Annotated in this window: 1 pseudogene; it reads right to left on the reverse strand. The window is 55.6% G+C overall.

Going from position 1 to position 320, the window contains the following annotated elements:
* Nucleotides 1-320 (reverse strand): annotated as a pseudogene (locus ACU8YC_RS28645) (IS21 family transposase); the annotation flags it as partial.

Below are 320 nucleotides of genomic sequence, written 5' to 3' on the forward strand. Positions count from 1 at the left end.
GACTCGTAGGTGTGCTCAGCATCCTGCTTTGGCGCGGCGAAGACATGGAAGCGGCGGGAGAACCCCAGCGTATTAACCGCGAAGTTAACTTTGCACCGCTGCCCGGCAACCTCCACCTCGACTTCGCCCCAGTCGTGCTGGAGCTGATATCCTGGCTGGGTTTCAAAGCGGACCGTTCTTTTTGATGGCCGCATTTTACGTTTGGGCTGGATGTAGTAACGCAGCATGGAACGTCCGCCCGTATAGCCCATTGCCTTTATCTCTGCGAGGATAACCTCGCTATTCCAGACATTCTCTGCCAGGCGCATGTCGATGTAATC

The sequence above is a fragment of the Citrobacter sp. VF227 genome (genome assembly GCF_052950715.1).